Genomic DNA, 23455 nt, shown 5'->3' on the forward strand with positions numbered 1-23455 from the left:
TCGGATTGCCCGGCGGCGGATCCGGAAGGCAGGATTTGCCCTATGGCACCCGACCTACGTTCCAGCGGCCCCGCCGGGAAGAGCGGCCGGCGCGACGCGAGCCGGCCGTCCTCCGCGCGACGCACCTTGCGGGCGGTTCCGTCCAGCGATACCGAGCTCGTCGGCGACCCCGCCGGCGAGGAGGCACCGACCGCGGTCGACCGGCTCGACGGGCGGGTGGCCCTGGTCACCGGCGCGGGCAGCCCCGACGGCATCGGCTACGCGACGGCCCGCCGGCTCAAGCAGATGGGGGCGGCGGTCGCGATCGTCTCCACCACGCGGCGCATCCACGACCGGGCCAGCGAGCTCGGCGTGACCGGGTTCGTCGCCGACCTCACCGTCGAGGCCGAGGTCGGCGCCCTGGCCGACGCGATCACCGACCAGGTCGGCACGGTCGACATCCTGGTCAACAACGCCGGGCTGGCCAGCAAGGCGAGCCCCGAGGTGCTGCGCCCGGTCGCCCAGCTGACCTACGACGAGTGGCGCGGCGAGATCGACCGCAACCTGACCACGGCGTTCCTGGTCAGCCGGGCCTTCGTGGGCGGCATGGCCGAGCACGGCTGGGGCCGGATCGTCAACCTCGCCGCCACCGCCGGCCCGGTCAACGCGCTGCCCGCCGAGGCCGGCTACGCGGCGGCGAAGGCCGGCGTGGTCGGCTTGACCCGCGCGCTGGCGATGGAGCTGGTCGCCGACGGCATCACGGTCAACGCGGTCGCCCCCGGCATCATCCACACCGGCGCCTCCACGCTGGTCGAGCTCAAGCACGGCTTCGGCACGCCGATGGGGCGCCCCGGCACGCCGGAGGAGGTCGCCGCCACGATCGCGTTCCTGTGCTCGCCCGGCGCCTCGTACATCACCGGCCAGATGCTCGTCATCGACGGCGGCAACAGCGTCCGCGAGGCCCAGTACCGTTAGTTTGTCCACAGCCGAGCGGTCAGCCAATCACCAGGTTGGCTGGCTACGCTCTGCGGCATGGGGGCGCGTGCCGGTGACTACGCGGTGCTACTCGGGCCACCGGCCGTCGTCGGCTCGGCGGTCGGCGTCGTGCTGCTCGCCGACGAGCCCGACGCGTTCATCCCGCTCCTGCTGGTCCTGCAGCCGCTGACCACGCTCGGCATCGTCGTCGGCCTGGTGCAGCTGACCCGCAGCACCCGCGGCCCGTCGACGTTCCGCCTGACGGTGTACCAAGGCCTGCCGGCCTTCGCCGCCGCGCCCGCCTTCCGCCGCCAGTGCATCTTCAACGGCCTGCTCAGCGCCGCGCTGCTGCTCATGGCCCTCAACGGCGTCCGGGTCACCGGCCGGATCGTCCCCACCCTGGCCTGGGCCATCTTCGCACTCAACGCCGTCGCCATGGGCATGCTGATCTACCGCATGCTGCGCAGCGGCCCACTGGTGATCACCCCCGACGGCGTGGCCATCGACGGCGGCCGCACCTTCGTGCCCTGGACCGCGCTGGAGCCCGGCCCGGAGAGTCCGCAGTGGACGCTCGCCCACCCCGCGCTGGTGCGCGGCCGCTCGATCAAGCGGTTCCAGCCCGGCCAGGTCACGCCGCTCGACGTGTCGCTGTGGTTCCTGTTCCGCGCCATCCACTCCTACGTCGCCGACCCGGAGCGCCGCCCGGCGATCGGCACCCCCGATGAGCTGCAGCGCTTACGCGGCGCCGTCGCCCGCCAGGCGAGCTAACGTCGAGACATGCGCACCGCTGAGCAGATCCTGCGCCAGGCCAAGACCATCGCGGTCGTGGGCGCTTCCCGGAATCCGTCGAAGACCGCCCATTCGGTGCCGAGGCAGATCCAGCGACACGGATGGCGCATCATCCCCGTCAACCCCTTCGCCACCGAGATCTTCGGCGAGCGCGCCTACCGTTCCCTGGCCGACATCCCCTTCCCGGTCGACCTCGTCAACGTGTTCCGCCCGTCCGCCGACGCCACCCAGGTGGTCAAGGAGGCGCTCGCCATCGGTGCCCCGGCCGTCTGGCTGCAGCAGGACATCTACTCACCGGAGGGCCGCGCCCTGGCCGAGGCGGCCGGCGTCGACTACCTGGAGAACACCTGCATCGCCGTCGTCCGCGCCGTCCACGCCATCACCGGCCCCGACGCTGCTTAGTCCCCGGTCCGGCGGCCCGCCGTTTTGCCCCAGCGGCCCGGGGTGGTGGCTCGTGACCGTGGGGCCTGGGCGGTGGAATCGGTCGGGTCGCGACAGGCGCAGGGGCCAGTTGGCCGAGGGTGCCCGCTGGCGTGGTGTATGAGGGCACCGCGTGACCGTGGCGGTTCATGTCGGACGGCTCCCGCAGGCCGGTCGTCGATGGCAACGGCCATCGCCCCCAACCCGGGCGGCGAGGCGGGGTGCGGCGGGGTGCGGCGGGGTGCGGCGGGGCGCGGCGGGGCGCGGGCGGGGCGCGGCGGGGCGCGGCGGGGCGCGGCGGGCGGATGTCGCACCCGTCGGGCGCACCATCCGATCCGCGTGGGGCGGGGGCGGACGTATGTCTCCGTGATCATGTTGTGCGCGGTGGGCGCACCACGGGTTTGCCATGATCCCGGAGACTTTCGGTACACGGGGGTACATCAGCACTCCGTGATCATGAAAAACCGTTGGTGTCGGTGCCAGTTGCGCATGATCGCGGAGACTTCCGGTCGGTGTGCCATGCTCTGCGGCGTCCGGCGTCCGGCGTCCGGCGTCCGGCGTCCGGCGTCCGGCGTCCGGCGGATGGCGTCCGGCGGATGGCGGATGGCGGATGGGACGTGACCGTCGACCGCCATGCCCTCCATGCCCGCCCGGCACGTCGGGACGCGCGGGCCGGGCGCCGTCGGTCGCCGTGCCCGCCTCCTCCGCGGTCACGGCCAACTCCCTCGGTGTTGGGGATGCCTTACTGTGCGGTAATGTATTACTATGCGGTAAGACGTTGAGGAGGTTCACATGCCCGAGGTTGTCCGCTTCATCGAGATACCCGCGCCGCCGAGCAGCGTGTGGCGGTGGCTGTCCACACAGGACGGGCTGCGGCGCTGGCTCGCGCCGAACGTCGAGATCGACCTGCGCGTCGGTGGCGCCTACCGGATGCGCAGCGGTGACGAAGCGACCTGGGTCAGCGGCACGGTGCTGGAACTCGTGCCGGAGGGCCGGCTGGTGCTGTCGTGGCTGGAGGAGGGCTCCGGCTGGGTGCACCCGGGTCGCCTGGTCATCACGCTGGAGCCGATCGCGTCCGGCACCCGGGTCGGGCTGGTCCACGACGGATTCGCCGGCATCGGCACGCCGACCTGGGCCCGGACGCTGGAGGCCTACGAACGCGGCACCGACAAGCACCAGGTGCTCCAGCGACTGGCCGACGCGGTGGCGACCGGCGGTGTCTGATGACCGCGCGGGCCCCGGGCCGGCCGCCGGCACGAGCGACGACCTGTTCCGGGTGCTGGCCGATCCGACGCGCCGGCGCATCCTCGATCTGCTGGCCGACCGCGGCACGCTGACCGTGAGCGAGCTGGCCGGGCACTTCCCCGACCTCGTGGCCTCGGGCATCTCGAAGCACCTCATGGCGCTGCGGGCGACCGGCCTGGTCACGGCGACCCGCCAGGGCCGCAACCAGCTCTACGCCATCGACGCGGACGCGATGTCGCAGGCGCTGGCGCCGTGGCTGGCCCGATATGAGGCTTACTGGACCGGGGCGCTCGCCCGCCTGCGTGCGGTGGCCACGGAGCCGGCGGAGGGGGACGCAGCAGAGCCATGAGCGCCGCCGGCCTTACTCGGGGTCGTCGTTGGCCGGTGGGCGGTCAACGGCGGTCCAGGGGTCGCGAGGCGGGGACTGCTGGCCCACCGGGCACGTCTTGCGGTAGTCGCACCAGGAGCACTGCGGGCCGGGGGACGGCGGGAAGGCCTTGTCGGGCGCCGTGGTGCCGGCGGCGACCGCCTGCTCCGCGGCCATGATGTCGGCCGCGGTCTCCTCGGCGCGGCGCAGGTGGCGCTCCAGGGACTGCGGCGTGTGGTCGTGGGCGGCCACGGTGCCGGTCGGCAGGTGGTGGAGCTCGACCCGGTGGCACTCGCGGCGGAAGACCCGGCCCGCGGCGATCGCATAGAGGGCCAGCGCGCGCGAGCCGCGGGCGTCGTCGGGGGACAGGCCGGTGCGGCCGGTCTTGTAGTCGACGATCACCAGCTCCTCGCCGCGCTGGTCGATGCGGTCGACGCGGCCGGACAGGGCCAGGGTCTCGGTGCGGGCGGCCACCGTGCGCTCGACGCCGACCGGCTCGTCGGCCGGGTCGAGGCCATCCACATAGGACTCCAGCCAGTCGAGGGCGCGGCGATAGACCTCGCGCTCCTGGGCATCGTCGCGATAGCCCTCGCGGACCCAGGTGGACTTGAGCAGCGTGGGCAGGGCGGCCGTGGTGCGCCGCTCGGTGGGCAACGCATACCAGTTGCGCAGGGTGGTGTGCACCGACGCCCCCAGCGAGTTGTGCGCCCACGGCGGGCCCTTCGGCGGGGCCGGGCGGTCGACATACGAATACCGATAGCGGCGCGGACAGTCCTCGTAGCTGCCGAGCTTGCTCGGCGTGCAGGTGAACAGCCGCCGCGGTGTTGCGAATAGTCCCAACTGCTCCACGGGGAGCATCCTGCCATCCGGGTACGACAAAAAAATCAGTGCGGTGAATGCTGGTATTCCGTCACGAACGCCCCGACCGCGTCGGCGAGCAGTTGCACCGCGATCGCCGCGACCAGCAGACCGGCGATGCGGGTCAGCACCTCAATGCCGCTCGGCCGCAGGATGCGCACGAGCACGCCGGAGAAGCGCAGCGTGAGGTACACGACGACCATGACGGCGACAATGCCCACCGTGATGGCCAGATAGGCCGGGAAGTCGTGGGAGCGGCGGACGAAGAGCATCGTCGCCACGATCGCGCCGGGGCCGGCCAGCAGCGGCGTGCCGAGCGGCACCAGCGCGACGTTCGACGTCGCCTCGCGCCGCGGATCGTCGGTCTTGCCGGTCAGCAGCTCGAGCGCGACCAGGAGCAGCAGCAGGCCGCCGGCGCCCTGCAGCGCGGGCAGGTCGATGTGCAGGTAGGCCAGGATCTGCCGGCCCACCAGCGCGAACGCCACGATCACGCCGCAGGCCAGCCCGACCGCCTGCAGCGCCGCCCGGTGACGGTGGCGCGGCTCCATGTGCCCGGTCAGCGCGAGGAAGATCGGTACTGCCCCGGACGGGTCCAGGATGACGAGCAGCGTCACAAACACTTCCCCGAGCAGCTTCACATTCACGACCGGATTGTCGTAGCAGGCCCGTATCGAGCGGAAACCAGGGTCTTGACGTCATCGAACCGCGCCCCTACGTTGCCTGAAGAACAGCAAACTTTCCTTACAGATGGAGGGTTTATGGGCAAACGCAGTGTCCTGGCGGGGCTCGCGGCCGCACTGGCGGCGACGTCGCTGGCCCTCGTGCCCGCAACGGCGGCGGGCGCCCACGGCGTCTCGCACTCCGACCAGTACAAACGCGTCGGATACTTCATCCAGTGGGGCATCTACGGCCGCCAGTACTTCGTCAAGAACCTCGAGACGAGTGGCCAGGCCGCCCGCCTTACGCACATCAACTACGCCTTCGGCAACGTCGACGCCTCCGGCCAGTGCGCCTCCGCCGACCCGTGGGCCGACTACCAGCGCCCGGTGTCCGCCGAGGAGAGCGTGGACGGCGTCGCCGACGCGCCCGGCCAGGCGCTCAACGGCAACTTCAACCAGCTGCTCAAGCTCAAGAAGAAGCACCCGGGCCTCAAGGTCCTGCTGTCGCTGGGCGGCTGGACCCTCTCGGCGAACTTCTCCAACGCCGCGCTGACCGACGCGTCCCGCAAGGCGCTGGTCAAGTCGTGCATCGACACGTTCATGTCCACCGGCGTCTTCGACGGCTTCGACTTCGACTGGGAGTGGCCGGGCTCGGAGGGCAACCCGGGCAACGTGATCCGCCCGGAGGACAAGCAGAACTTCACGCTGTTGGTCGCCGAGTTCCGCAAGGAGCTGGGCAAGAAGGCGATCCTGTCGGCGTTCCTGCCGGCCGCGCCCGCGAAGATCGACGCCGGTTTCGAGGTCAAGAAGATTTTCAAGTACCTCGACTTCGGCTCCGTCCAGGGCTACGACTACCACGGCACCTGGGAGACCACCACCAACCAGCAGTCCGCGCTCTACGTGCCGCGCGGCGCGCCGACCACGCCGGACTTCAGCGGGGCCAGCTCGCTCAAGGCCTGGACCGACCGCGGGGCGCCGAAGCGGCAGCTCGTGCTCGGCGTGCCCTACTACGGCCAGGGCTGGACCGGCGTGACCAACGCCAACCACGGCCTGTTCCAGTCGGCGACCGGACCGGCGCCGGGCACCTGGGCGGCCGGCAACGAGGACTACAAGGTCCTCGCGACGCTGCCGCAGCAGGGCTACAAGGTCTACCACGACCTGCTTTCCGGCCACGCCTGGCTGTTCAACGGTACGACGTTCTGGACCTTCGACGACCCGGTGGTCGTCGCGCAGAAGGGCCTCTTCGTGCGCCTGTCCGGCTACGGCGGCGCGATGATCTGGTCGCTCGACGGCGACGACGCCAACGGCACGCTCACCAAGACCATCTACACGACCCTGCACTGACCCGCGTGGGGCCGTCGCCGCTCACCGGCGGCGGCCCACCGCACTCACCCCACGACGGAGCTGCCCCGGCCGGCGGCGGTGATGCGCTCCAGCACCTCCGGCGCGGTGGTCCGCGCGCCCAGCCGGACCGTCTTGTTGGTGCCGTGATAGTCGCTGCTGCCGGTGACGACCAGCCCCAGCCGGGCCGCCAGCGCCCGCACGTCCGCCTGCTCCGCGGGGCTGTGGTCGGTGTGGTCGGCCTCCAGCCCGAACAGCCCGGCGGCGGCCATCTCGACGATGAGCACATCGGGGACGATCGGGCCGCGGACGCTGGCCCGCGGGTGGGCGAAGACCGGCACCCCGCCCGCGCCCAGGACCAGGCGCAGCGCGGTGAAGACCTCCATGTCCTCCTTCGGCACCCGGTAGCGCCGGCCCAGCCACTGCGGCTCGAACGCCTCGGAGACGGTGCCGACCAGGCCGCGGCGGATCAGCGCCTGGGCCAGATGCGGGCGGCCGACGGTGCCGCCGGCGGCATCCTGCAGTACCTCTGCCCAGGTGACATCGATCCCGTCGGCGTGCATCAGCTCGACCATCCGCTCGGCGCGGGTCTCCCGGGCCAGCCGGACCCTGGCCAGCTCGGTGGCCAGCGCCGGCTCCGACGGATCGAACAGGTACGCCAGCATGTGCAGCGCGATCGGCCAGGGACCCCCGTGCCAGCGGCAGGACAGCTCGGCGCCCGGCACCAGGGTCAGCCCGGCCGGCCGGGCGGCGATCGCGGCCGGCCAGCCGCCCGTCGTGTCGTGGTCGGTCAGCGCGACGACGTCGAGGCCCGCGCCGGCCGCCTCGGCGACCAGCTCGGCCGGGGTCGAGGTGCCGTCGCTGGCGGTGGAGTGGGCGTGAAGATCGATCCGCACGCTCCCAGCCTATCGAGGTGCTACTGGGCGGCCAGCGGTTCGATCAGGACCACCCCGTCGCTGTCGGCGTCCAGCGTCTCCGAAGCGTTGTCCTTGCCGCCCGGATCGAGCTTGAGGAACTGCTTGCCGTCGTCGACCACGAACGTCGTCGGGTTGAGCCAGGCGGTCTTGCCGGTGACGGTGAGGTCCCACGTCTTCGCCTTGCCGCTCTTGAACACGCTGGTCAGGTCGAGGATCGCCACCTGCTTGTCGCCCAGGATCGGGTAGGCGAGCCAGTGCCCGTCGGGCGATATCCGCGCGCCCTCCTCCGCGGCGATCGGCAGCCCGCAGACGTGGTCCGCGACCTTGAACGGCTGGTCGAACCGCAGCAGCGCCAGGCACATGGGCGGCTCGGCGACGGGCGGGCTCGCGCCGGCGGACGGGGAGGCTCCCTTGGTCGCGTTCGGGCCCGCGGCCGGGTCGATCTCGGCGTAGACGCCGGCGCTGTCCGCGGTGCCGCCGAACACCCGCACGACCGTCTTGTCCCAGCGGGGCTTGTACTCGCGCTCGGTGTGCCACGCGTCGAAGCCCTGGTTGTCGCTGCTGATCACCAGCGTGGTGCCGACGAACACCACCGGGTCGGTGTCCTCGGGCACGGGGGCCGAGTAGTTCTGGGCGATCTTCTTCGAGTTGTCGTCGCTACGGGTACCGACGTTCATCCTGCCCTGCGAGGCCCAGGCGACGGTCCGGCCGTCCTTGGCGACCGCGATGTTCGACGCGTCGTCGACCAGCACCTGCTGCTGCTCGTCATCGTTCTGCAGGACCAGCTGCTTGTCCCCGTCGGGCTGGGTGTTGACCATCAGATAGCCGTCGTTGGCCTGGTACGCCGCGGTGACCGTGCTGCGGGCGGGCGCCTGCAGCCGGACCTTGGTGGCCGCCTGCGCGCTCGGGCCGATGGCGGGAACCTCGCGCATCTCCTCCTCCGGCGACGTGCGCGAGGAGGGGCCACTGGGGCCGGAGCTGAACTCGGGTGCGGTCTGCGGCCGGCCCTCGGCCAGCGGAGCGTTGACCGGGCCGCCCGGGGAGAGCGTGTGCAGGACGACGACCGCCGCCGCGGCGACCACGGCGAACCCGGACAGCCCGGTCACCGCGGCGCGCCGCCGCCGGCGGATCCGCGCGGCGCCCTGGATGGCGGTGTCGGCGAACCCGTTCAGCGACGCCAGCGACCCGGGCGGGGGGCTGCCCGCCTTGGCCGCGAGCGTCTCGCGGAGCTCGTCTTCCAGCATGTCGTCACGTCCCCAGTCAGACTTCGACCGGCTCCTCGAGCACGGTCTCCGCCGGTAGAAGCGCCTCAGCCTCGGTGAAAGGTTGTTCCGGCTCGGCCGCGCCGGGCGGCTCGGCCGGCTCGGGGACGGTGGGCGGCCGGGCGGGCTGGGTGCGGGTGGCGGGGCGGACACCCTCGGCGCTGAGCCGTTCGCGCAGCGTGGTGAGGGCGCGGGAGGTCTGGCTCTTGACGGTACCGACGGACACGCCGAGCAGGCGGGCGGTCTCGGCCTCCGACTGGTCTTCGTAATACCGCAGCACGAGCACGGCCCGCTGCCGGTTGGGCAGGGCCCGCACGTGCCGCCACATCGCGTCGCGCTCCAGGCTCTCCTCGACGTGGTCGGCGGCGGCGGTCTCCGGGAGCACCTCGGTGGGCCGCTCGCCGTGCCAGCGCCGCCGCCACCAGCTGGTCGCGGTGTTGACGAGCACACGGCGGGCATACGGCTCGACGGCCTCGATGTGCCCGAGCCGCTTCCAGGCCAGGAAGGTCTTGGTCAGCGTGATCTGGAGCAGGTCTTCGGCGGTCGCCCAGTCGCCGGCCAGCAGGTAGGCGGTACGCAGGAGCGCCTTGGAGCGCAGCGCGACGAACTCACGAAAGTCTTCCTCGCGGAACCCTGCGTCGTCCGGCACCGGCCGCCCCCTCCCCCTCCGCCCACGTACGTAGACGCCATGAGGGGTGGCCCGGGTTGCGTCCGACCGATGGTTTTCAGCGAACTCTCAGGTGCCGTCGTCGTCGCCGGCGGCCGCCCGACCCAGGCGGGCCTCGACTGCCTCGGGCTCGTACATCTCCTCGACGATCCGCAGATACAGCTCATTCGGATTCGGCAGGTTGCGAATGTTGCGCAATGCCTGGTCCTGGCCGGCGGACTCGAGCTCGAAATGGCCGTAGCCGAACATGCGGCCGGTCAATGACTGCACGTATTTCATGTCGGTGACCCGGCCCAGCGGCATCATGGCGACGTTTCGGGTGAAAATGCCCGAGACGACCATGACCCGTTTGTTGGTCAGAATGAAGCGGTCATACCACCAATCGGCGACCTGCCAGGCACACCACAGAATGACCACGGCCCAGATGACCAGCACGGCAGTGCGCAGCTGGGTCTGGTTGTGCTTGGTCAGCCAGCCGGCGATGTACCCCATCGCGATCGTCGCGAAGATCGCGATCAGGCCCTCCTTGGCCAGCTGAATCCAGTGCCGCTTCCACTCGCCGCGGAACTTCTCGGTCGGGAACAGATAGCGGGCCGCATGCCGGCTGGCCTCGTCCTCCAGCGGCGCCACGCGGCTGCCGGGCGGCACCGCCGGGCCCGCGTCGCCGCCGTGCAGGCCGGCGAACTCGTCCTGGGAGAAGGTCGGCGGGGCGTCGCTGTACTGCCGGCCGCCGCCGCCGCGCGCGTAAGCACCGTCGGTCATCGGGTCGGCGTAGGAGTCGGAGGTGAAGTCATCCGCGTCGGCGGTGTAGTCGGCGTGCGCAGAGTATTCGCTCGACTCCGCGGCGAACTCGGGGCGGGCGCGCGGAATCGGCTCCGTGTCCCGGTCTTGGTTGCGGCGGCTCGGGTCTTCCTCGGGAGACTCAGGTCCGGTCGACATCGGCGTCAGTCACCGTTCAGGCGACCAGGCTGGAGAAGAAGTCGCCGAATCCGGTGGCGATGTCCATGATGCCGCCGCCGATGGACTTGAACACCTCGGCGGCCGACTGTGGCCGATATGCCACGAAGAAGATGAGGAAGGCAATGCTTCCCCAGGTGAGGACCTTTTTGACCATCGCCGTCAATCCCCTCCCCGCGACGTTGCGCACCAGCGCCGCCGGCAAACTCAGCGTATCAGCTGCACGGCTCAGGGTGCAGTTGCGCCGCGCCGAGCCTTGACCCGGAGCTTGATCTTAGTCGCGGTGGTCTACGCCTTGCCGTGAAGATAGGGCGACGGCGCGCCGTAGACGAGATGGGTCGGCACATCTTCGGACAGATCGTGCAGCTCCAGCTCTTCCTCGAGGAGATATCCGGCCGCCGCGGGCCAGGTGACGACGTAGATCCACATGCCGGCCGCCTCGCCGACGTAGGCGCACCGGTCCTCCGGGGATTTCGCCATCCACAGCGGCGTGGGCCAGCCGGCGGCCCGGACCTTCGCGTGCGCGGTGGTCGTGGCGAGGTCGCCGTCGAAGAACGGCCCGGGATCGGTGCCCGGGAGGCCGGCGAACCGGGTGCCCAGCCCGATGCCGGGCTCCTCGGCGATGATCACGCAGTCGGCCGGCCCGTGCTCGACCGGGCCGGGCCCGCTGCAGGCCACGGCGGAGGCCCGGACGCCGGAGCGCTCGTCGCCGACCCAGCCGACCCCGGTCACGGTCCAGCCGCTCGGCAGCGGCCACGGACACCACAGCGGCGTCGGCCGTTTGTCCCCGGCCCGCTGCGCGGCGGCGACCAGCTTGGTCTTGACCGCGTCGACGATCTCCGGCCCGATGTGCTGCGCGACGTGCAGCGGCAGGACCGCGCCGTCGGTGTCGCAACGCCATTCGGAGTGCATGAGGTCCGGCGGTCGCACCGGACCATCACAGCGGGGACAGCTGACAGCGACGCCCATATACCCACGGTAAGGCCGCTCAGGGATTCACGCCTCCGTACTGGCGGATCCAGGCATGCATGGCGATGCCGCTGGCGACGCCCGCGTTGATCGAGCGGGTCGAACCGTACTGTGCGATCGAGTACACCGCGCTGCACGCCTCGCGGGCCGGTTCCGACAGGCCAGGCCCCTCCTGACCGAACAGCAGCACGCACCGGCGCGGCAGCTCCGCGCGCTCCAGCGGCCGGGCGCCGGGCAGGTTGTCGACGCCGATCAGCGGCAGATCGTGCTCGGCGGTCCAGGCCAGGAACTCCGCGACGCCCGGATGGTGCCGCACGTGCTGGTAGCGGTCGGTAACCATGGCGCCCCGCCGGTTCCACCGCCGCCGCCCGACGATGTGCACCTCGGCGGCGAGAAAGGCGTTGGCGTTGCGCACCACGGTGCCGATGTTCAGGTCGTGCTGCCAGTTCTCGATGGCCACGTGGAACGGGTGGCGGCGCCGGTCGAGGTCGGCCACGATGGCCTCGAGCCGCCAGTAGCGGTAGCGGTCGACGACGTTTCGGCGGTCACCGTCCGCGAGCAGCTGGGGGTCGTAGTGCGGTTCGGCCGGCCATGGACCGGCCCAGGGCCCGACCCCGACCGCAAGCTCCGTCTCTGGTTCCATTTGCCGCGACGGTACTCTGTGCTGTTTCCTAGCTTGGCGCTCGCTCCGCTCGGGCGCGCTGTTTCCTAGCTTGGCGCTCGCTCCGCTCGGGCGCGGCTGGGGGGTTCCCACCCCAGACCCCCCATGACCGCTGCGCGGTCACTTTTGTCGCGCTTCGCGCCCCTGCGTCTGTGCGGCCACGTTTTTTGCGCTCCGCGCCCGTGCGTCGGTGCGGCTATTTTCTCCGCGCTTCGCGTCCGTGCGTCTGTGCGGCCACGTCTTTTGCGCTTCGCGCCTGTGCGGCTGTGCGGGGCGCGGCTGGGGTCGCACCTCAGATCCCTCATGATCGCTGCGCGGTCACTACTTTCTTGCACTTTTGTCGGGTTTGGAGGCCGGCCGGGCGCGAAGGGTGTTCAGCGCGCCCGGCCGGCGCTTCGGGGCGTTTGCTCAGGGGTGTAGAGCGCGCGCCAGTTCTTGGGCTATGTCGTTGACGAAGCGGCGCTCCGCCAGGTGGATGTCCACTCCGGCCAGGCGAATGTGGGCGGGGTGCCAGGCGGTGCGGCCGATGCTGGCGGCGATGTCCATCAGCCACTCGCCGTAGGCCAGGGCGACGTCGGGGCCCAGGCGGTCGGCGAGCAGGCGCACGGCGCGCCCGCAGTCGGCGAGGACCGAGCCGGGACCGGCGTCACGGTCGATGTCGTTGTCGGTCAGTTGCTCGGCGAAGATGGCCGCGACCACGCCGCGTACCAGCAGGGCCCGGGACCGCTGCCCGGCGGCGATGGCCTCGACCCCGGCGACGGCGTCCACGCCCTCGTCGCCGGCGCACGCCACGACGAGCACGGCGCGGGGCAGCCGGACGAGCAGGTCCCACTCCGCCCGCTGCAGGGGCAGGTCGATCCCGACGCCCGGACGACCGGACGGGCGGGACGCGGGCTGGCTCGGCATGGCAACCTCCCATTGCGAGCGTATGCCGAAAAATCCGGCTATTGCGGGTTTTCGCCGCGCGCGGTCACCCGTTTCGTCGCCCCTCGGCTCCGCATCGCCGGACCCGGCCGCCCGGCGCGCGTCGGGGGCAGCCGTCACGTCGTTCGGCCGCCGCCTGCGTCGGGGGCAGCTGTCAGGTCGTTCGGCGGACGCGCGCGTCGGGGGCAGCTGTCACTTCGTTCAGCCGCCGGGTCCCGGGCCGTGGCCTCGGGCACCCGCGGCGAACGGGATCCGCGATCAGATCACGCGCGTGGGGCGCTGGACGCCGCGGAGCACAGCGCAGCGGCACAAATGCAGCACAAAGCCTCCGTGATCATGCTCCGCCCGCCGTCGGCATCAACGGTTTTTCATGATCACGGAGTGTTGGTGTACACCCGTGTACCAGGAGTCTCCGGGATCATGAAAAATCCGCGTCGCGGACCTGGTGGCATCATGATCGCGGAGACTTCTGTCCGGGGTGGGTGGTGTCCGTTGGGACTTTTCGCTCCCAGGCACGATATAGGCGAAATGTCGGATAAATCCGGCCACGGAGTGGCTGGATTTATCCGGGGTCTTGGCACGGCGGGCCTGGCAGCGCCGGGGCGCCCGTTCAGGGCAGGCCCGGTGCGGTGTCTCGCGGGAGGAACGGTCTGCAAGTGACGCGGCCCGAGTCCCGAAAAAATCTACGCGGCGCGGGCCGGGTGGTTCGGTGGGAGCGCGCACGCGGCCGTGCCCCCGGGCATGCGGTGGCGGTTTCGGGCGACCCAGCGGTAGATCGGCCAGGCCACCGCGGTGATCGGGGGCAGGGCCAGCGTGGCGCCGGCGGCGCGCCACGGGAGGGCGGCGCGGCGCAGGAGATCGGCGATGGCGGCGGGGCCGGCGGTGGTGCGGGGCCCGGCCACGTAGTAGACCGCGGCGCTGACCTGCTCCTCGGTCAGGCCCAGCGCGGTGAGGTCGGCGAACTGCCACGCCACGACCTGCGCGTCGGGCCTGATGCGCCTGGCGATGAAGCGGGCGCATGATGAACAGAAGGCGCAGTCACCGTCGTAGACGAAAGTCGGGCGTTCCACGGATCCCATCATCGCTCACCCGGGAGGATCTCAAGAGGTGAGCCGGGACACCGGTTGGGAATGCGGGTAAGGGGTACGTCGTTATGACGGTGCATACCCGATGCGAGGCCATGAAGGATCGGAGCTGAAAGCATGGCAACCGTAGAGCTGACCGCGGAGAACTTCGCCGAGGAGATCGGTGGCGACGGTATCACCCTCGTCGACTTCTGGGCGTCCTGGTGCGGGCCGTGCCGGATGTTCGCGCCGATCTACGAGCGAGTTTCGGAGGCGAACCCGGACATCACGTTCGGCAAGGTCGACACCGAGGCGGAGCAGATGCTCGCGGCCGAGTTCAACATCCGGTCGATCCCGACGCTGATGATCGTGCGCGACGGTGTCGCGCTGTACTCGGAGCCCGGTGCGCTGCCGCAGGAGGCGCTCGAGTCGCTCATCCAGCAGGCTCGGGACCTCGACATGGACGAGGTGCGGGCCAAGGTCGCCGAGGCGCAGTCCGCCGCGAAGGCGAGCGGCACTGACGACAGCGTAGTCAACGCGTAACGCCAGGTAGTTCACCCTCGCCCTTGCTTGAAATCCCTTCGTACGCGTGTTCGAATTACCCCGTGCGATGGGACAACCTCAAGGCGACTGGCAGTCCTGGCGCCGGCGACGCCGGGCAGCCGCGGGTGCTTCCGCTCGCGCTGCCCGGTGCCGTCGCCCGCACCTTCGACACGCCGGAGTTTCGTGGCGTCACCTTCTATGAGGTGCAGGCCAAGTCCCTGATCAACCGGGTGCCCGGGGCCTCCCGGGTGCCCTTCGAGTGGACGCTGAATCCTTACCGCGGGTGTTCGCACGCCTGCGTCTATTGCCTGACCGGCGACGCCGCGATCCTCATGGCCGACGGCACCACGCGGCCGCTGGCCGACCTGCGGGTCGGCGACGAGATCGTCGGGACCGTCCGCGACGGGCGGCTGCGCCGATACACCACCACCCGCGTGCTCGCGCACTGGTCGACGGTCAAGCCGGGGTGGCGGGTGACGCTCGCCGACGGCACGGAGCTGGTCGCCTCCGCCGAGCACCGATTCCTCACCGACCGCGGCTGGAAGCACGTGACGGGGGCGCGGCACGGGCGCAGCCGGCGGCCCCACCTGACCACCGCCAACCGGCTCGCCGGGTTCGGGCGGCTGCCGGTCGCGGCGCCGACCGGGTCGCCGGCGTATCGCCGCGGCTATCTGTGCGGATTCGTCAACGGCGACGGCCACGTCGGGCCGGTGCCGGCGGCGGCGCTGGAGCGGGCGCACGAGTATGCGGCGGCCTGCGGGGGGCTGCACGCGCTGGCCGGCGATGCCGGGCGGGAGTTCGCCGGGGCCAGCGTCCGCGATGCGAGCGCCGTGCTCGACTGGCCCGAGGAGCCGGAGCGGGACTGGCGGCTCGGTTTCGTCGCCGGGTTGTATGACGCCGACGGCGGACCGGTGGGCGGGCTGCCCCGGTTCAACGCCGTCGACAAGGTCGTCGTCGACTGGCTGGTCGAGTGCCTGACGGTCCTGGGGTTCGCCGCCGTCGTCGACGAGCCGTGCGACGGGCCGGGCGGGGTTCGGGTGCTGGGCGGGACCCGCGAGCGGGTGCGGTTCGGGCTGATGGTCGGCCCGGCCAGGCCGATGGCCACCGCCGCCGGCGACCTCGTGCGCGGCGACGACGCGCTGCGGGTCGTGAGCGTGGAGCCGCTCGGGGTCGACCTGCCGATGTATGACATCACAACCGGCACCGGCGACTTCATCGCCAACGGCGTGGTCAGCCACAACTGCTTCGCCCGGCGCACGCATACCTACCTTGACCTCGACGCCGGCCACGACTTCGACACGCAGATCGTGGTCAAGGTCAACGCCGGCGAGGTGCTGCGCCGCGAGCTGTCCGCCCGCGGCTGGTCCGGGGCGCACCTGGCCATGGGCACCAACGTCGACTGCTACCAGCGGGCCGAGGGGCGGTATCGGTTGATGCGCGACATCCTCGCCGCGCTGCGCGACCACGCCAACCCGTTCTCCATCCTGACCAAGGGCACGCTGATCACCCGCGACCTCGACCTGCTGCGCGAGGCCGCCGAGGTCACCACGGTGAGCCTGTCGATGTCCATCGGCTTCGTCGACGAGCACCTGTGGCGCTCGGTCGAGCCCGGCACGCCGAGCCCGCTGCGCCGCCTCGACGCCGTGCGCCGGCTCAGCGACGCCGGCTTTGCCGTCGGCGTCCTCATGGCCCCGATCCTGCCCGGCCTGACCGACACCCCGGAGTCGATCGACGCCACGGTCGCCGCCCTGACCGCGGCCGGCGCGGCGAGCATCGTCCCGCTCGTGCTGCACCTGCGCCCCGGCGCCCGCGAGTGGTATCGCGCCTGGCTGACCCGCGAGCACCCGACCCTGCTGCCGCGCTACCGCGAGCTGTATGGCGACGGCTCCTACGCCCCGCAGTCGTACCAGCGCGAGATCTCCGCCCGCGTCCGCCTAGCCGCCCGCCGCCACGGCCTGTCCACCGGCGGCACCGGCACCACCCGCATGCCCTCGGCCGGCCGAGCCGCGCCGCCCAAGACCCAGGAGGCGATCGGCGAGCAACTGACCTTGCTGTGAGCTTCCGCCCGCGCCTCTTTGGGCCCGGCCTGCTTGGGCCCGGCCGCTTTGGGGCCGCCGTGGCCGGGTTGCGGACGGCTGGCGGCGCCGCAGTCACGTCGGCTCGCGCCGCGCTGGGCCGGCGCTGCGCCGCGCTGGGCCGCGCCGGGCCGCGCCGCGCCGGGCCGCGCCGCGCCGGGCCGCGCCGCGCTGGGCCGCGCCGCGCTGGGCCGCGCCGGGCTGGGCGACGGCGCGGGTGCGTGATGCGTGGGTCGCGGCGGTGGGCCGTGGTGAGTGTCGGTGCTGCTGCGCGGCCGACCGTGCTGTTGGCGGGCGGTGGGGCCGGCCGCAGTGCGCTGCGCGGTTCGTGCGGGGCGAGTCGGGCCGAGATGGCGGTGGCCCGCGAGGTGCTCGAGGAGGTCGGCGTCAAGGTCGGCGCGATCACGATGGGCGGGTCGCGGTCTGGCTGGCCAGCGGATTCTGGTGGCGGCCGTGGGCGCGGGGGTCGCCGGGAGCGGCTGCGGGTGAGAACGACGGAGTGGTGGGGCGCTGCTGAGGCGGCCGTTGGTTTGGCTCAATTGAGGCGTTGGGTGATGGGTTGGTTTTGCGCGGAAGGTGTCGAGGGGTCGGGCCGAACAGCGGCGCGTCGTGGCATTTCGGGCCGGCGTCGACCACCGCGAGCGGGACATCGCCGACGGCGGTGGCCACGGAGCGTTGTCGGCCGCCCTTGCCAATGCCGCGCTACATCGTGTCGCCCTCGGGCGAGGCCTCGATCCCCTTGACTTCAGCGGCACCGGGCATCGGCGACCAGAACTCTCCGTGATCATGCAGCTCTCGCCGGCCGAACCACGTGTTTTCCATGATCACGGAAGAAGTATGTACACATGGGTACCATATGTCTCCGTGATCATGGAAAACCGCGCGCACGCCGGCGAGAGGCGCATGATCACGGAGAGATTCGGTCGCTCTCCGGTAAGGGCATCGGCGCTGACGGCCTGGTGGTGCGGTCGTCCACCACCGCCTTCGGGCAGTTGCGGGCCGATCATCCGGTCGTGGGCGGCCGGCCCGGCGACGGCCCAGGTTCGGATGCGGATCCGGTGGCGGATGGTGGTGTCGGAGCGGCCCGGATCGGCCAGCGGATGGTGGTGTCCGGGCGGCCCGGATCGGCCACCTGTTCGCTGCCGCGACCGTGCGCCGGGGTGGCGATGTCCCGGGCGATGCTGCCGGGGCCGGAGCCAGGGCCGGGGGCGGGGCCGGGGCCGGGGGCGGGGCCGGGGCCAGGGGCGGGCCAGGGGCGGGCCAGGGGCCAGGGGCGGGGCCAGGGGGCGGGGGCGTCAGGTGGCGGGCTGGCCGGTGGGGTTGGCGGGGGTTGAGGCGGTCGGGGCGTCGGGCGAGAGGCGGGAGCGTAGGCGGCGGAGCCAGACGATCGGGGTGACCTTTTCCAGGGGCAGGAACGCGGCCATCGCCACCTGGTGCGGGATGAACGAGATCGTGATGAGGCAGAACGTCAGCAGGTGGAAGAGGTAGAAGCCGGCCACGATGAGGTAGCGCAGGCGGGGCCTCACGAAGAAGACCACGGGGCTGAAGAGTTCGAAGCCCATGATGCCGAACTGCGACACCGTCGTGAAGCCGGGGATCTGCAGCAGCCACCGGGCCAGCTTCGTGCCGCGGCGGATGAAGGATCTCGTCAAGGTTGCGCCGGTGAGCCACGATAGGCCGCCGTAGCGGAGTTTGGCGATCGAGGCCAGGAAGTACGTGCAGATGACGGCGATCTGGGTGGCGCGCAGGGCGAAGCCGCCGGCCTCCGTTTCGGTCTGGTCGCCGTGGCGGGCGCGGCCGGCGGTGGGGAGGGCGGCCAGGGCGACCAGCAGGGCGTAGCGGTCGTGGTCGATCTTGCCGTAGCTCATCGCGATGATCATCCACTCGAAGTAGAGGGCGAACACCGTCCAGCCGAGCAGGCGATGGGCGCGGCCGGTCGCGGCCAGCAGCGAGAGCGGGATGAGGGCGTAGTAGATGGCGTTGACGAGCAGGTGGGTCGGGGTGGGCAGGTGCAGCAGGCGGCCGGCCACGAGCGGCTGGTAGAGGTTGCCGGGCAGGTTGCCGTGGCTGCGGATCCAGGCGCTGAAGAAGACCAGGTCGAGCGGGATGAACAGATACACCAGCGTCCGGAACGCGGCGATGCGCGCCCTCGGCACGGGGGAGAACAGCCAGCGGGTCACGGGTGGTACCTCGCCAGCACGACCTCCGTGATCTCGCCGGTCGGCTGGGCGTGGTGCAGGTGGTGCCGCACCTCGACGACGTCCACCTCGACCAGCGGCGGGCGGCCGGGATTGCGCTGCGCGTAAGCCTCCTGGACCGAGTGCAGCAGCGACGGGTCGGCCTTGAAGCGCTCGATCTGCGCCTCGATCTCGGCCCGGCGCACGCCCGCGTTGCGCTCGTCGAGTTCGAGGCGCCGGCCCGTGGTGTCGATGCCGTCGGTCCGCAGCACCAGCACCGGCTCGTTGGGTTTGTCGGCGGTGGAGAACATCCGGAACGGCGCGAACGGAAATACCGTGTCGTCGCCCCAGGCCGTGCCGGCCAGCGTCAGCGCGCCGACGACCAGCGTCGCACCGATCCGCAGCACGCGCCCCCGCGTGGTCAATCGATCCATCGGCGCCGTACTTTACCGCATCACTCTGCGTAGTGAGATGGTTGTCACAGACAGTAGGGGACTGGCGCGATTTCGCCAGAATGTGACGCGCGTCTCTATACGGAGCGTTGCGATCGGGCGGGTGGCGGTACCAAGATACTCAGCACAGAGCGTGGGCGGCGGGTGCCAGGGAGGGCCCCGCCGCTTGCTGCGTTCAGGCCCCGGGCCGCTTACCCCTACCGATTTCCGGGCGATGGCGACACCATCTACGGCGAAATCGAAAAGCGGACCCGGTCTCAAGGAGGACGGCGTGGGGTTGCTCCGCAGGCTGCTGGGGCGGGAACAGGCGTGGACCGAGCGCTGGGCGGTGTACCCGGGCGAGGTCGGCGGCAAGCTCGCGATGTACAACATCGACCTCGGCGCCGTCGAGGCGGCCCCGGTCGACCGGTTCCCGCAGCGCTACGACGTCGAGTTCACCTACACCGGCGACGGCGCGAGCGGTATGCCGGCAGCCGAGGAGCTGACCGCCATTCACGCCTTGGACGCGGCGGTACGTCAGGTGCTCCGCTCCGCCGGCGGCGCCCTCGTCGGCCGGGTGCTGTCCGACAACGCCGGCCGGATCACCGGCTACCTGCCGGCCGAGACGACCCCCGCCCCGCTCACCCCGGTCGACACGCTCACTCCGGTCGTCTCCGTGCACGCCGACCCGGGCTGGACCCGCGTGCGCGACGAGCTCACCCCCGACGCGTGGCAGCGCAACATCATGGACGACAACCAGGTGGTCCAGGAGCTCGAGGCCCACGGCGACCGGCTGAGCGCGCCCCGCGCGGTGGAGTTCCTCGCCTACTTCCCCGACCCCGACCGCGCCGAGCTCTCCGCGCAGGAGCTGCGCGAGAACGGCTTCGCGGTCACGGTGGAGCGCGGCGACGAGGGCGACTTCGTGCTGCAGGCCATCCGCCGCGACCCGGTCGAGCCGCCCACCCTGCACGAGACGACCTGGAAGGTCCGCGGCATCGTCGAGGCCCACGACGGGCTCTACGACGGCTGGGGCTGCATGGTCCAGACCTGAGCGGGCATGCAAGTTTCAGGCTCCGACCTGCGCGGATAGGGCTCGGGTCCGGCTTTCCTCGATAACCAGTGGCGGCGGCGGGTTCAATCCCACCAGCCGCCACAGGGAGGAAAGTCGATGCGCAACTCGATAGGATGCCGGTCGTCGCCGTCCTGGTCGCGGCGCTCGGGGCAGCGGTCCGGCAACCCGTCGCCCACGCGGCGGCCGCGTTCACGATGAACAAGGTCGCCACCGACTACAACGCCGGCCTCACCAGCGCCCTGGTCCGCATGTACAGCGAGTTCGGCGGCACCGCCCTGGCCAACTTCCCGGCCGCCGAGACCCCGGACGGGCCGGAGCTCTTCATCGAGTCCTCGATCAACGCCTCCGGCAGCAACTTCACCGAGGTCAAGGCGCTGGTCTACAACAAGTCGGCCTGGCCTGCCCGGGCGCTGACCCAGGGCTCTTTCCGCTATTACTTCACGCTTGACGGTACGACCACGCCGAGCCAGATCACCCTCTCCAGCGCCTACAACCAGTGCTCCGCCACGCGAGCGGCATCGCCGGCTACGACGTGCTCCGCCTCGGCGGCACCGGCGGCCCGGTCGTCGTGGCCACCCCGACCGGTGCGACCGCCACGCTGACCGGCCTGACCCCGAGCACGGCCTACCAGTTCGCGGTGCGCGCCCGGGACACGGCCGGGAACGTCTCCGCGACGTCCGCGGCGGTCTCGGTGACCACCTCGGCGAACCCGGGCAACCCGGGCGGCGGCGGCCCGTCGTGCTCGGCCGCCTACAAGGTCACCAACCAGTGGGGCAACGGCTTCAACGGCGAGGTCGCGGTGACCAACACCGGGACCGCGGCGCTGGCCGGTTGGACCGTCACGTTCACGTTCCCGGGCAACCAGCAGATCACCAACGGCTGGAACGGGGTGTTCGGCCAGACCGGCACGGCGGTGACCGTCCGCAACGCCGACTACAACGGCGCGGTCGCGCCCACCGCGTCGGTCGCGGCCGGCTTCGGCGCGAGCTACTCGGGCACCAACACCGCACCGGCCACGCTCACTTGCACGGCCCGCTGATCGGGCGGGCGCAGGCGGTAGACCACCACGTCGCCGGCGGACCAGGCGGTCGGCGCCAGGTCCGCCAGGCGCGGGGACTCGCGGCCCTGCGCCCGGTCGACGAGGATCCAGCGCACCCGCTGGTCCCACAGCCGGGCCAGGCGTTGCCGCGTCGGGTCGTAGATGGCCAGGTCGTTGGCGGCGAGCCGGTCCGGGTCCCAGTAGTCCAGGGCGGGGCCGGCGCGCCGCCGCCCGGCCTGGATGCGGGTCGACTCTGGGGAGTAGCCCCAGCTGCCGAGCAGCACCCGCCGCTCGGCGTAGGCGGAGATCCAGTAGGCCAGGCTCTGACCGGCCTGCTCGCCCGAGCCGACCCGGTGCACGTTGGTGGCCACGTAGTCCTCGGGGGAGCTGTGCGCGCGCAGCCAGCGCGCGGCGGCCGCCTGGTCGGGGGTGACCCGCACGTGGTAGGCGGTGCCGAGGTTGGCGTGGTGCACGGCGTCGTAGGGCAGCCCGGCGCCGCCCGCGAACAGCACCACCGTCAGCGCCGCGGCCCGCCCCGCGCGGCGCCGGGCCAGCAGCCACACGAGCCCGGCGGCCGCGAGGACGAGCCCGCCGAACAGGTATGTCGGGTACACCGCGTCCCAGGGCCGGCGCACGTGCGGTACCGAAGCGAAGAAAGCGACGGCCGGCAGGACGGCGACCGCGGCCAGGGCGACCGCGCGCGGCCGGAGCCGGCCATGGGCCCGGATCAGGCCGTCCGCGGACAGGATCGCGCCGAAGGGCCAACCGGCGATGGCGAAGAAATGCTGGCCCCAGGAGACGTGCCAGACCAGCACCGTGCCGGCCAGCCCGGCCAGCGCGGCGCCGGCCAGGAGGCGCTCGACCGGGCCCCAGCGGCGCGGCGGGACGAGCGCGCCGGCCAGCCGGGCACCCATCGCGATCGCGTAGGCGCCCAGGCCCGCCGCGATCGCCGCCGGCCGGCCGTGCGCGAAGTCAGCCATGATCCCGAAGGGCGCCCAGGTCAGGCCCTGGCTTTCGAAGTGGTACAGCAACCAGACCGCCAGCGCCTCGACCCCGAGCAGCACCAGGGCCGCCCGCCACGCCCGCCGTCCCGCGCAGGCCAGCCCCACCAGCGCGAGCGGCAGGACGGTCGACTTCGCGCCCGCCACGCCCGCGGCGAGGACCGTGAGCAGCAGCCAGGTGCGGGTGGTGTGCTCGCGGCGCAGCACCTGCGCGAGGACCGCGATCAGCGGCATGGTGAGCGCCGACGCGTAGAGCACCGAGCGGCTCGACCAGCTGTAGTACGCCGTGATCGTGCCGAAGAACGCCGGCGCCCGGGCCGGCAGGACCGTTTCGCCGGCGGTGTACATCAGCGCCGCCGCGACCGGGCCCGCCCACGCCCGGCCGGTGACCCGCCAGGCGGCGACCGCGAGCAGCACGACCGCCAGCACCGCCAGGGCCGGCAGGTCGAGGCGGAACCACAGGACCGGCAGGTCGACGCCGGAGAGCCGATTGGCCGCGGCGAGGTGGGCGTAGGCGAACCAGTGGTAGTTCAGCGCCCGGTCGCCGAGTTCCGGCACGGCGGGCGGGAAGTGGTGCGCGAGGTCGGCCGCGACCGCCAGCAGGTTCAGTTGATCGATCATGTACTCCTGCGGCGCACCCACCGGCACCGGCTGGTTCACTCGCAGGAAGGCCCAGGCGAGGTAGGCGACCAGGCCCAGCGCCACCGCCGCCACCGCCCACGACCAGGCCGGCGTCGGCCGGTGCGGGTAGTCGGGCGGGCGCAGGCGGCGGCGCAGCACGATGACCACGAGGATCGGCCAGGCCCACAGCGCCGGCCGGCACAGCGCCAGGACGGCGGTCTCGGCGATCAGCCCGATCGCGGTGCCGAACGCCAGGTCCTCGACCAGGCTGTGCGGCCGCTGGCGCAGCGCCCGGTAGATGAGGGTGCCGGGCATCACCACCGCGACGGCCGCATAAGCGACGTACGCCAAAATATCGGAAATTCCGGTGTTTATCGCGAGCAGCGTCGCGACCACGGCCGTTGCGACGGTGAGCGCGGGCAGCCAGCGGGTCACGTCCGGT

The 23455-nt window shown here is 71.9% G+C and carries 26 protein-coding genes; 11 read left to right on the forward strand and 15 right to left on the reverse strand.

Features of this window, described 5'->3' with window-relative positions; translation table 11 throughout:
* The first annotated feature begins 42 nt into the window (after positions 1-42).
* From ACQPXD_RS03480 to ACQPXD_RS03500, 5 genes are all read left to right on the forward strand, one after another.
* On the forward strand, positions 43-954 hold the full coding sequence (locus tag ACQPXD_RS03480) for an SDR family NAD(P)-dependent oxidoreductase (RefSeq protein ID WP_432834708.1): 912 nt from the start codon (positions 43-45) through the stop codon (positions 952-954).
* A gap of 57 nt (positions 955-1011) precedes the next feature.
* Complete coding sequence (locus tag ACQPXD_RS03485; protein ID WP_432834710.1) at positions 1012-1722, forward strand: hypothetical protein; 711 nt, start codon at positions 1012-1014, stop codon at positions 1720-1722.
* 9 nt (positions 1723-1731) lie between these two features.
* Positions 1732-2145, forward strand: a complete 414-nt coding sequence (locus ACQPXD_RS03490; RefSeq protein ID WP_432834712.1) for a CoA-binding protein — start codon at positions 1732-1734, stop codon at positions 2143-2145.
* A gap of 810 nt (positions 2146-2955) precedes the next feature.
* Positions 2956-3387 (forward strand): SRPBCC family protein, encoded by a 432-nt coding sequence (locus ACQPXD_RS03495; protein ID WP_432834714.1) that lies wholly within the window; start codon positions 2956-2958, stop codon positions 3385-3387.
* Positions 3380-3757 (forward strand): ArsR/SmtB family transcription factor, encoded by a 378-nt coding sequence (locus ACQPXD_RS03500; RefSeq protein WP_432834716.1) that lies wholly within the window; start codon positions 3380-3382, stop codon positions 3755-3757. The genes ACQPXD_RS03495 and ACQPXD_RS03500 overlap by 8 nt, the downstream gene beginning before the upstream one ends.
* Positions 3758-3769: 12 nt before the next feature.
* Here the strand turns inward: ACQPXD_RS03500 and ACQPXD_RS03505 are convergent, their stop codons facing one another.
* Complete coding sequence (locus ACQPXD_RS03505; RefSeq protein WP_432834718.1) at positions 3770-4633, reverse strand: RecB family exonuclease; 864 nt, start codon at positions 4631-4633, stop codon at positions 3770-3772.
* Positions 4634-4659: 26 nt separating this feature from the next.
* Complete coding sequence (locus ACQPXD_RS03510; RefSeq protein WP_432834720.1) at positions 4660-5277, reverse strand: MarC family protein; 618 nt, start codon at positions 5275-5277, stop codon at positions 4660-4662.
* A gap of 114 nt (positions 5278-5391) precedes the next feature.
* Between ACQPXD_RS03510 and ACQPXD_RS03515 the strand changes: the two genes are divergently transcribed.
* On the forward strand, positions 5392-6636 hold the full coding sequence (locus ACQPXD_RS03515; protein WP_432834722.1) for a glycoside hydrolase family 18 protein: 1245 nt from the start codon (positions 5392-5394) through the stop codon (positions 6634-6636).
* Positions 6637-6680: 44 nt separating this feature from the next.
* Here ACQPXD_RS03515 and ACQPXD_RS03520 read toward each other — a convergent pair whose 3' ends face one another.
* From ACQPXD_RS03520 to ACQPXD_RS03560, 9 genes are all read right to left on the reverse strand, one after another.
* Positions 6681-7529: a PHP domain-containing protein gene (locus tag ACQPXD_RS03520; protein WP_432834724.1), complete on the reverse strand. Its 849-nt coding sequence runs from the start codon at positions 7527-7529 to the stop codon at positions 6681-6683.
* Positions 7530-7549: 20 nt separating this feature from the next.
* Positions 7550-8794 (reverse strand): hypothetical protein, encoded by a 1245-nt coding sequence (locus tag ACQPXD_RS03525; RefSeq protein ID WP_432834726.1) that lies wholly within the window; start codon positions 8792-8794, stop codon positions 7550-7552.
* A 16-nt stretch (positions 8795-8810) separates the two neighbouring features.
* Positions 8811-9461 carry a SigE family RNA polymerase sigma factor gene (locus tag ACQPXD_RS03530; RefSeq protein ID WP_432834728.1) on the reverse strand — a complete coding sequence of 217 codons (651 nt, stop codon included), beginning with the start codon at positions 9459-9461 and terminating at the stop codon, positions 8811-8813.
* An 87-nt stretch (positions 9462-9548) separates the two neighbouring features.
* Positions 9549-10418, reverse strand: coding sequence for a PH domain-containing protein (locus tag ACQPXD_RS03535; protein ID WP_432834730.1), 870 nt, complete (start codon positions 10416-10418; stop codon positions 9549-9551).
* A gap of 16 nt (positions 10419-10434) precedes the next feature.
* The gene (locus tag ACQPXD_RS03540; RefSeq protein ID WP_432844384.1) at positions 10435-10641 is read right to left on the reverse strand and encodes a hypothetical protein; all 207 of its coding nucleotides are present in this window, start codon (positions 10639-10641) and stop codon (positions 10435-10437) included.
* Positions 10642-10724: 83 nt separating this feature from the next.
* Positions 10725-11366, reverse strand: a complete 642-nt coding sequence (locus ACQPXD_RS03545) for a DUF6758 family protein (protein ID WP_432834732.1) — start codon at positions 11364-11366, stop codon at positions 10725-10727.
* A gap of 58 nt (positions 11367-11424) precedes the next feature.
* The gene (locus tag ACQPXD_RS03550; RefSeq protein ID WP_432834734.1) at positions 11425-12048 is read right to left on the reverse strand and encodes a TrmH family RNA methyltransferase; all 624 of its coding nucleotides are present in this window, start codon (positions 12046-12048) and stop codon (positions 11425-11427) included.
* Positions 12049-12474: 426 nt separating this feature from the next.
* Positions 12475-12972 (reverse strand): hypothetical protein, encoded by a 498-nt coding sequence (locus ACQPXD_RS03555; RefSeq protein ID WP_432834736.1) that lies wholly within the window; start codon positions 12970-12972, stop codon positions 12475-12477.
* Positions 12973-13673: 701 nt separating this feature from the next.
* Complete coding sequence (locus ACQPXD_RS03560; protein WP_432834738.1) at positions 13674-14060, reverse strand: thiol-disulfide oxidoreductase DCC family protein; 387 nt, start codon at positions 14058-14060, stop codon at positions 13674-13676.
* Positions 14061-14192: 132 nt separating this feature from the next.
* Here ACQPXD_RS03560 and trxA point away from each other — a divergent pair, with 132 nt between their 5' ends.
* Together trxA and ACQPXD_RS03570 are read left to right on the forward strand one after the other, a co-directional pair.
* Complete coding sequence (gene trxA, locus ACQPXD_RS03565) at positions 14193-14597, forward strand: thioredoxin (protein WP_432834740.1); 405 nt, start codon at positions 14193-14195, stop codon at positions 14595-14597.
* 125 nt (positions 14598-14722) lie between these two features.
* Positions 14723-16654, forward strand: a complete 1932-nt coding sequence (locus ACQPXD_RS03570; protein WP_432843620.1) for an intein-containing Rv2578c family radical SAM protein — start codon at positions 14723-14725, stop codon at positions 16652-16654.
* Positions 16655-17374: 720 nt separating this feature from the next.
* On the opposite strand, the gene ACQPXD_RS03575 is transcribed toward ACQPXD_RS03570, so the two are convergent.
* The 3 genes from ACQPXD_RS03575 to ACQPXD_RS03585 all read right to left on the reverse strand — a co-directional run bounded on the left by ACQPXD_RS03575 (position 17375) and on the right by ACQPXD_RS03585 (position 19283).
* Positions 17375-17500, reverse strand: coding sequence for a hypothetical protein (locus ACQPXD_RS03575; protein ID WP_432834742.1), 126 nt, complete (start codon positions 17498-17500; stop codon positions 17375-17377).
* A gap of 467 nt (positions 17501-17967) precedes the next feature.
* A complete protein-coding gene (locus ACQPXD_RS03580; RefSeq protein ID WP_432834744.1) occupies positions 17968-18852 on the reverse strand; it encodes an MFS transporter permease in 885 nt (294 codons plus the stop codon).
* Positions 18849-19283, reverse strand: a complete 435-nt coding sequence (locus ACQPXD_RS03585; RefSeq protein WP_432834746.1) for a hypothetical protein — start codon at positions 19281-19283, stop codon at positions 18849-18851. Before ACQPXD_RS03585 ends, ACQPXD_RS03580 begins: the two co-directional genes overlap by 4 nt.
* Positions 19284-19572: 289 nt before the next feature.
* Here ACQPXD_RS03585 and ACQPXD_RS03590 point away from each other — a divergent pair, with 289 nt between their 5' ends.
* The 3 genes from ACQPXD_RS03590 to ACQPXD_RS03600 all read left to right on the forward strand — a co-directional run bounded on the left by ACQPXD_RS03590 (position 19573) and on the right by ACQPXD_RS03600 (position 21391).
* Positions 19573-20331: a DUF695 domain-containing protein gene (locus ACQPXD_RS03590; RefSeq protein WP_432834747.1), complete on the forward strand. Its 759-nt coding sequence runs from the start codon at positions 19573-19575 to the stop codon at positions 20329-20331.
* A gap of 134 nt (positions 20332-20465) precedes the next feature.
* Positions 20466-20954, forward strand: coding sequence for a cellulose binding domain-containing protein (locus ACQPXD_RS03595; protein WP_432834749.1), 489 nt, complete (start codon positions 20466-20468; stop codon positions 20952-20954).
* Positions 20849-21391, forward strand: coding sequence for a cellulose binding domain-containing protein (locus ACQPXD_RS03600; protein WP_432834751.1), 543 nt, complete (start codon positions 20849-20851; stop codon positions 21389-21391). Before ACQPXD_RS03595 ends, ACQPXD_RS03600 begins: the two co-directional genes overlap by 106 nt.
* On the opposite strand, the gene ACQPXD_RS03605 is transcribed toward ACQPXD_RS03600, so the two are convergent.
* Positions 21340-23448 carry a hypothetical protein gene (locus ACQPXD_RS03605; RefSeq protein ID WP_432834753.1) on the reverse strand — a complete coding sequence of 703 codons (2109 nt, stop codon included), beginning with the start codon at positions 23446-23448 and terminating at the stop codon, positions 21340-21342. The genes ACQPXD_RS03600 and ACQPXD_RS03605 overlap by 52 nt on opposite strands.
* Positions 23449-23455 lie beyond the last annotated feature (7 nt).

Source organism: Dactylosporangium sp. CA-092794, assembly GCF_050948465.1.
Classification (GTDB): domain Bacteria; phylum Actinomycetota; class Actinomycetes; order Mycobacteriales; family Micromonosporaceae; genus Dactylosporangium.